Source organism: Streptomyces bohaiensis, from assembly GCF_012033785.1.
Taxonomy (GTDB): Bacteria; Actinomycetota; Actinomycetes; order Streptomycetales; family Streptomycetaceae; genus Streptomyces; species Streptomyces bohaiensis.
On the sequence record NZ_JAAVJC010000252.1, the window covers coordinates 1 to 6,783 of the forward strand.

At 69.5% G+C, this 6,783-nt stretch carries 7 protein-coding genes and 1 pseudogene; 4 read left to right on the forward strand and 4 right to left on the reverse strand.

Annotated features, from left to right (window positions below):
• Window positions 1-262: 262 nt before the first annotated feature.
• From HCN52_RS20075 to HCN52_RS20085, 3 genes are all read right to left on the reverse strand, one after another.
• On the reverse strand, window positions 263-697 hold the full coding sequence (locus HCN52_RS20075) for a hypothetical protein (protein WP_168089856.1): 435 nt from the start codon (window positions 695-697) through the stop codon (window positions 263-265).
• Window positions 698-1,414: 717 nt separating this feature from the next.
• Window positions 1,415-1,636, reverse strand: a complete 222-nt coding sequence (locus HCN52_RS20080; protein ID WP_168089857.1) for a hypothetical protein — start codon at window positions 1,634-1,636, stop codon at window positions 1,415-1,417.
• A gap of 18 nt (window positions 1,637-1,654) precedes the next feature.
• On the reverse strand, window positions 1,655-2,257 hold the full coding sequence (locus HCN52_RS20085; RefSeq protein WP_168089858.1) for a hypothetical protein: 603 nt from the start codon (window positions 2,255-2,257) through the stop codon (window positions 1,655-1,657).
• 223 nt (window positions 2,258-2,480) lie between these two features.
• Between HCN52_RS20085 and HCN52_RS20090 the strand changes: the two genes are divergently transcribed.
• The 4 genes from HCN52_RS20090 (at window position 2,481) to HCN52_RS20105 (ending at window position 6,485) form a co-directional block, all read left to right on the forward strand.
• On the forward strand, window positions 2,481-2,888 hold the full coding sequence (locus HCN52_RS20090) for a hypothetical protein (RefSeq protein ID WP_209314772.1): 408 nt from the start codon (window positions 2,481-2,483) through the stop codon (window positions 2,886-2,888).
• A 164-nt stretch (window positions 2,889-3,052) separates the two neighbouring features.
• A complete protein-coding gene (locus HCN52_RS20095) occupies window positions 3,053-4,177 on the forward strand; it encodes a tyrosine-type recombinase/integrase (RefSeq protein WP_168089859.1) in 1,125 nt (374 codons plus the stop codon).
• Entirely contained in the window at window positions 4,174-4,509 is a 336-nt protein-coding gene (locus tag HCN52_RS20100) for a helix-turn-helix domain-containing protein (protein WP_168089860.1), read from the forward strand. Before HCN52_RS20095 ends, HCN52_RS20100 begins: the two co-directional genes overlap by 4 nt.
• A gap of 767 nt (window positions 4,510-5,276) precedes the next feature.
• The gene (locus HCN52_RS20105; RefSeq protein WP_168089861.1) at window positions 5,277-6,485 is read left to right on the forward strand and encodes a hypothetical protein; all 1,209 of its coding nucleotides are present in this window, start codon (window positions 5,277-5,279) and stop codon (window positions 6,483-6,485) included.
• Between the two features lie 192 nt (window positions 6,486-6,677).
• Here HCN52_RS20105 and HCN52_RS20110 read toward each other — a convergent pair.
• Window positions 6,678-6,783 (reverse strand): annotated as a pseudogene (locus HCN52_RS20110) (IS5/IS1182 family transposase); the annotation flags it as partial.

Genomic DNA, 6,783 nt, shown 5'->3' on the forward strand with positions numbered 1-6,783 from the left:
GCCCGGCGGCCCGGCGGCCCGGCGGCCCGGCGGCCCGGCGGGGTCAACGCGCGGACGGGCCGATGGACACGGCCGACCGCGCGGCACGGCCCGTCGGCTGTTCGTGCGGAGCGGGCCTGGTCGGGCGGCGGGGGCCGCGTCCCCTTGACGGAACTCTTGCCGGAAACCGCTAACCGCAGGCCAAGGGCCTGCGGCGCAGTGACGAGCCATGGTGCTGGTGGTCTGTGTTCCGCGGCAGCCTGGGGAGCGGCGGACTGCTGAGTCAGTGGGCGATCGACCCGCTGGAGGCCGCGTCGCTGCGGAACCAGAACATGTACCGGGTCCCGGGCAGGACGTTGGTGGCGATCGCGTTCCACTGGCCGGCCTTGGCAAGGGTCCAGTTGGCCTGGCAGTCGCTCGCGCGGGTGCCGAAGCAGACCTTGACGTAGCGGTTGGTGTTGGGCCGGAGGTTGATGTCGTTGCAGCGGTTGCTGGTCGTGAACCACATCAGCAGCGGCTGGTTGCCCGGCTTGGAGTAGCGCTGCGCGCCGCCGTAGCAGGAGGAGGCGATGACCTGCCCCTCGAGGCTCGGTGTCGCGGCTTCCTCCGTGGCGGTGGTGGTGGTGCGGGGCGGGGCGGCCTGGGCGGTGGAGGCGGTGACCCCGATCAGGGCGAGGGTGCTCAGCAGTCCCGCGATCCAACTCGTCTTCCGACGCATGTGTGTGCTCCTTTCAGCCCCGGAACGATCACACGGCGGCGCCTCGGGCCGCACGTCCGGTATACAGGGCCGGGCGTTGTTGACCTGGAATGGCGGAGACCGGCAAGGGTCCCGTCCGGGGCCTGGAGGCGACCGTGTCCCTTGCCGAACCGGCGGCCCCCACCGGCGCGGCCCCGGGGGCGGTGGACATGACTGCGGGCCCGGCCGGGCCCCGCAGGGCGGTGTGGGGCGCTCCCCGCCCGGTCTCGGGGGAGGGGCCGGGTGGGTCGGGACACCGAGGCGTAGGTACGTGTCCGAGGCCGGCGCCCGGCGGCCCCGCAGGGGTCAACGCCCGGACGGGCCGATGGTCACGGACCGAACCGGTGCGGCGCGGGCGCGGGTGCGGGACCGGCTGGTGCGGAATCGGCGCCGACCCCTTGTCGGAACTGTTGCCGGAAACTGTCAACCGCAGGTCAGCGCGTGGGGCGCGGCCCGAACGTCGTCGGCGGCGCGGAGCGCCGGGCGTCCCGGAGCTCCTGGCGGGACCGGCGAGGGCGGGCGACCAGCAGGACGTGGCCGCGGGCGGTCAGAACGGCGCGGACCCCGCCTACCCGGCCCCAGACCTGCGCGGGTACCGCTCGCCGCGTGCGCTGCGCCACGTCTGGCCTGGACGCCGAGGTCCGGCATCTGCACGGCTGGGGCGCAGAGGCCGGACCTCGGTTTTTCACGGGCCAGTAGTCAGCGGGGTGACCGGGAGCCCGTCATGTGCTTGCGGCGGTAGCGGGCGGCGACGGCGAGGCCGATGGCGATGCCGGGCACAAGGAACACTGCGGCGTTGACGGTTCCGTCCCCGCCCACCGTCCACAGGGCTGCGATCGCAACGGTGGCGGCGGCTGCCGTCACCAGGAAGATCGCCAGTTCGGTCCACCAGTTGCGGAGGGGGTAGGAGTTCGGATCCATGGCGTCTGCTTCTTCTCGTCAGCTGGTGATGTTGTGGCACTGGACGGCACGACGCTTGCTGGCGACGTAGAGGTGAGTGCAGGCTTTGCCGTAGTGAGGGAGGGTCTGGGCTCCCAGCTTGTATGAAGGTATCGTGCCGGTTCGGCAGGATGAGTTCAGGGGTCCGCGCTTGATCCGGTACGTCTTGCCGTTGGTGTCGGCGTAATGAAACTCGAGCCGCGAATTGCAGAACTGCGCGGCGAGTGCGGTAGGTCCGACGCAGTCCACTCCTGCTATTTGACTGGTGATTTTCTTCTTGGAGCCCTTGATGGAGTGGGTGAGGAAGCAGCCCGCTGGGATCTTGAAGGAGAGACCGTTCCAGGAGAAGTTGAAGGAGCCGATGGGCGTGGACCCGGTGGCGGACAGTACGGTGAAGGCGTCCGGGTCGGGCGCCTTGAGCTCGAGCTCCTCCTCCGGGGTGAGCTCTTCTCCTTCTACATCCTCGATCACGAGGTCAGCGCGCAGGTCTTCCTGCGAGTAATCCGACGGGATGTCAGTTTCTGCTGCTGAAGCTGATGGCACCGACGCGGCAAGCAGAGTGGCGGAGATTCCGCCCACAATGGCAGCACTGATTCTACGCATGATTCCCCCCAATGAGATGCCGCGATGACTGGTTCGCGACCGAGTGAACTTATGACGAGTGACACTCACTTCGCAAGCACATAGTTTCACAGTGCACCTTTATGCCTGTTTTATGCCCTGCGACGAAGCCCCCTGGCGGCCGACGCCCGTGTACGCGCCGCCCGCCTGGGTGAACCAGGCAACGCACGAGCATGGTTGGCCTTCCGGTGAGCAAACCATCGGCGTGATCACCACCCGTGCCCGCGGCCTGCTGGCCGCCGCCCTCGCTCTGCCCGCTCTCCTCCTCGGCACCGGGGCGCCCGCCGGCGCCCAACCGTCGGCCACCACCACTGCTGCGGAGGTGTCGCTCCCGTTGCACGACGCCGTCGCCGCGCTCCCCGTCGCCGAGGAGAACCGGGAGGGCTACGACCGCAACGCGTTCCGCCACTGGGTCGACGAGGACGGCGACGGCTGCCACGCCCGCGCGGAAGTCCTCAAAGCCGAGGCGATCGTGGCGCCGGTGCAGTCCGGCCGTTGCACGCTGAGCGGTGGGCGCTGGTACTCCTACTACGACGACGTCTATGTGGACGGGCCCTCCGGGTTGGACATCGACCACATGGTGCCCCTCGCAGAGGCATGGGACAGCAAGTAGGCGGAGTTGGGCCGGACGCATCATTCCGCTTGTTCACGCTGGCCGCTCGAAGCAGCTCGTAGACGCAGTTGTCGCCCGATCCGGTGACGTTGCGGGACTTCTGACCTGAGGCTGGGCATCCAACGCCACGATGTTGCATCTGATGCAATCACCTGGAGCGTGGGATGAGCGGGGTAGATCTGCCGGGCGCGATCCGGTTGGTGCGTGCGAACAACGTGCGAGCGCTGGACCCAGCCCCGGCGATGTTCGAGGGGATGCTGCGAGGGTGGGAACAGCAGCAGCGCAGTCGGCTGTTAGCGCGCAAGACGATCAATGACCGGTTGAGCCTTGTGCGGCGGTTCGCCGAGTTCACGGGCACCTATCCGTGGGACTGGACACCCGAGGACGTCGAGGCGTACTTCGCAACCCGGCTCTCGCGAGGCGAGGTCGTGTGGTCCACCGTCCGGGGGCAACAAGGTGACCTGGAGATGTTCTGTGCCTTCATCGCTGACCGCCGGTACGGGTGGGCGAAGGCGTGTCTGGAGGAGTTCGGCCGGGCCCCGGTCCAGGTGTGCCACGACTGGAACACTGCCCAGCACGTCGCCGAATTCGAGGGCCGCCCCGGCCGACGCGCCTTCACCTACGAGGAACTGCAGACCTTCTTCGACGCGGCGGACGATCGTGTCGAGCAGATCCGCAAGAAGGGCCGCAAGGGCGTCCTGGCCGCCTGGCGGGACTCGGTACTGGTCAAGCAGTTCTATGCCTACGGGACCCGGCGCCGTGAGACATCGATGCTCGACCTGTCCGACCTGCGGCACAACCCGCGCGCTCCCCATTACGGGCGCCTGGGCGCCCTGCAAATCCGGTACGGCAAGGCGTCCCGGGGCAGTCCGCCGAAGCGGCGGACGGTGTTGACGGTGCCAGAGGTCGATTGGATCGTCCCGGTCATCCAGGAGTGGGTGGAGGAAGTCCGGTGCGGGTTCTCTCCGGGCCGGCACCCCGCGTTGTGGGTCTCGGAGCGATGCGGGCGGCTCGGAGTACGGCGCTTGGACGAGGTCTTCGCCGCGATCCGCGAGCACGCCGACCTTCCGGCCGAGCTTGATCTGCACTGCCTGCGGCACACCTACATCACGCACCTGGTCGAGTTCGGGTACCCCGAGAGGTTCGTCCAGGAGCAGGTCGGGCACGCCTACGCTTCGACGACCGCGTTGTACACCTGGGTGTCGGACGAGTACCGCAACCGGTTGATCGAGGACGCGCTCCAGCGCCGACTGGAGCGCGGTGGTGGAGGGACGTTGATGCCGCAGTGATGCAGCGCATGGGGTTCACCTGGAACCTGCGCCGGTTGATGACGGAGAGGGACATGTACCAGACCACCGACTTGGTCCCGCTCTTGGCCGACTACGGCGTCCACCTCTCCCGCGAGCAGGTGTATCGGCTGGTGGCTCAGCCTCCGCAGCGGCTGTCGATGGACGTCCTGGCCGCCTTGTGCGGCATCCTTGACGTCACCCCGGCCGACCTGATCACGGTCACCGAGGCCCGTCTCCAGGTCGCGAAGCCGACGGCGACCGGCGAGAACACAAGCTCGGCGAAGGCGCCGCCGACACGGCGGGTACGCGTTCGGCGCCCGGGCGATCGGTGAGCCGGCCCGTCCCGGCGAGGCCGGCATGGACCGAACTCGCACAGCTCATCACCCGGCACCTTCCCGAGCTGCCTCCGGAAGAGGCGGATCGGATCGTCGCTGGCCTGATGCCCTCGGCCCGCGGCCGTATCCGTGCCCATCTGGCCCAGCGCCCAGACGCGTTGGTCAGCGGCGACTCCGCGGCGCCGCGCTCCGTCCAGGCCCTGATCGCCACTCTGACCGAGGCCGGGGTGCCAGGGGTGCGTCGGCCGGCGTGTCCGCGGTGCGGGCGGGTGAGGCCGCTGCGGCGTTCAGTGCCCGGCGGCCGGGTCTGCCGCGGCTGCGAGGGTGTCCTCGCAGCGCGAGGTAACGTCGGCCCGTGCAGCGTGTGCGGGACGGCCGGCCCCCGACCCACCCGCCAGACCTGCGCGAGTTGTCGCCGGAGCCAACTCGCGACCGGCCGGGTCTGTTCGATCTGCGGAAAGCACGCGCCGATGGATCCGTGCTCGAACTGCCGGCCCCGCCCTTGCGCCCCCTGCTCCCTGTGCCGATCCAGCGCCCCGGTCTGCGCGAGGTGGCCCCTCGGGCCCGTGTGCCAGAGCTGCTATCGCGATGGGCGTCGCCGGCCGGCCATCTGTCCGGGCTGCGAGCAACGCCGGGTCCTCATCGCCCGTTCTCAGCACCAGCGGGTCTGCGGTCCGTGCGGCGGCTACTCGGACCCCTACGCGTGTCCCCGGTGCGGCGAGCCCCGTTCCTACCAGGTCCGCGGCGTGTGCGACCGGTGCGCGGTGGAGGACCGACTCGCCGCGCTGTTTGATGCCGTCCCCGAGAGCCACACCAGTCAGTACGCACACATTCGCGTCGCCCTCGCCGACTGCCCGGAGCCCGGAACGGTCCTGAACTGGCTGTGCAACTCCCGTTCTGCCGACCTTCTGGCCGGCCTCATCACCGTCGGCCGCCCCCTCACCCACGCCGACCTAGATGCCGCCAGCGACGGCAGCCGGTCCGACGCGATGACCGCCGACTACCTGCGCGGCCTCCTCGTCGCCTACCAGGTGCTCCCGGAACGCGATGAGCTGTCCGCCCGCGTCTCCCGCCACCTCGACCGCGTCATCACCCGTCATCCCCCGCACGCGGTCCTGCTCCGTTCCTACGTCCGCTGGTCCCTGCTGCCCCGCGCCCGCCGCCACCAACGCCTCCGCGGCGGCGGGGTGAAGAACCGGATCCGTTGGGCCTACGCCCGCATGAATATCGCTGCGGACTTCCTCACAGCCATGGCGGCCCACGGACTGTCCCTCGGCGAGGTGACCCAGCATCAGGTCGATGCCTGGCTCGCCGGAGGTCCCGGAACCCGGTACGAAGTCCGCGACTTCGTAGTCTGGGCCCACCGCCGCCACCACGCATGTGCCCTAGAGGTACCGCACCGTCCCAAAGCCGATCCGGCCGGACCGGCGGAGGATTCCCATTGGGACCTCCTTCACCAGTGCCTGACCGACACCGAGCTCCCTCTCGATGTCCGGGCGGCGGGGGCGATTCTCCTGCTTTTCGGACAGCACCTCACCCGGATCGCCGCGCTTACGACCACCGCCCTGTCCACCGCCGACGGCACCAAGTTCCTCACGCTCGACCGCATCCCCATCCCCCTGCCCGCCTCCCTCGGCCAGCTGCTGACCAACCTCGTGGAGCACCCCGCGCCCACCGGTTGGGCAGCGAACTCGCCCTCCGGCTGGCTGTTCCCCGGCCACCTCCCCAGTGCCCATCTTTCTTCCGTCGTCCTTGGCCGCCGCTTGGCCGCCCACCACATCCCCAACCGCCCGGCCCGCACCACCGCTCTCGTCGCCGTCGCACAAGAACTGCCACCAGCGATCCTGGGGCCCATGCTTGGGCTGCACCCGATCACTGCATCCCAGTGGCGCCGGCGCGCTGGAACCGACTGGACCGCCTACCTCGCAGCTCGGGTGAACGGCTCTCGGCGGAATACCGCACGTTCCGAATGACGCTCCCCGCCAGTCGGAGCCTCGCAGTGGGACGCGGACCGCCCAACCGCGTACGCCAACGACTTGGAGGACAACCGTTCCTTGATCGCGGTCACCGCGCGCTCCAACCGCTCCAAGAGCGACAAGGACCCCTCGGACTGGCTGCCGCCGCACGGCCCGGCGGTGTGCCGGTACATCGAGCCTTTGCCATCCTCACGCTGAGCTGGCCAGACGCAGGGTGAGGACAGCTTGGACAAGGGCGGTGATGCGGCTGGTTGAGCACCGCAGCTTGCGGAGGAGCCGCCAGGACTTGAGGGTG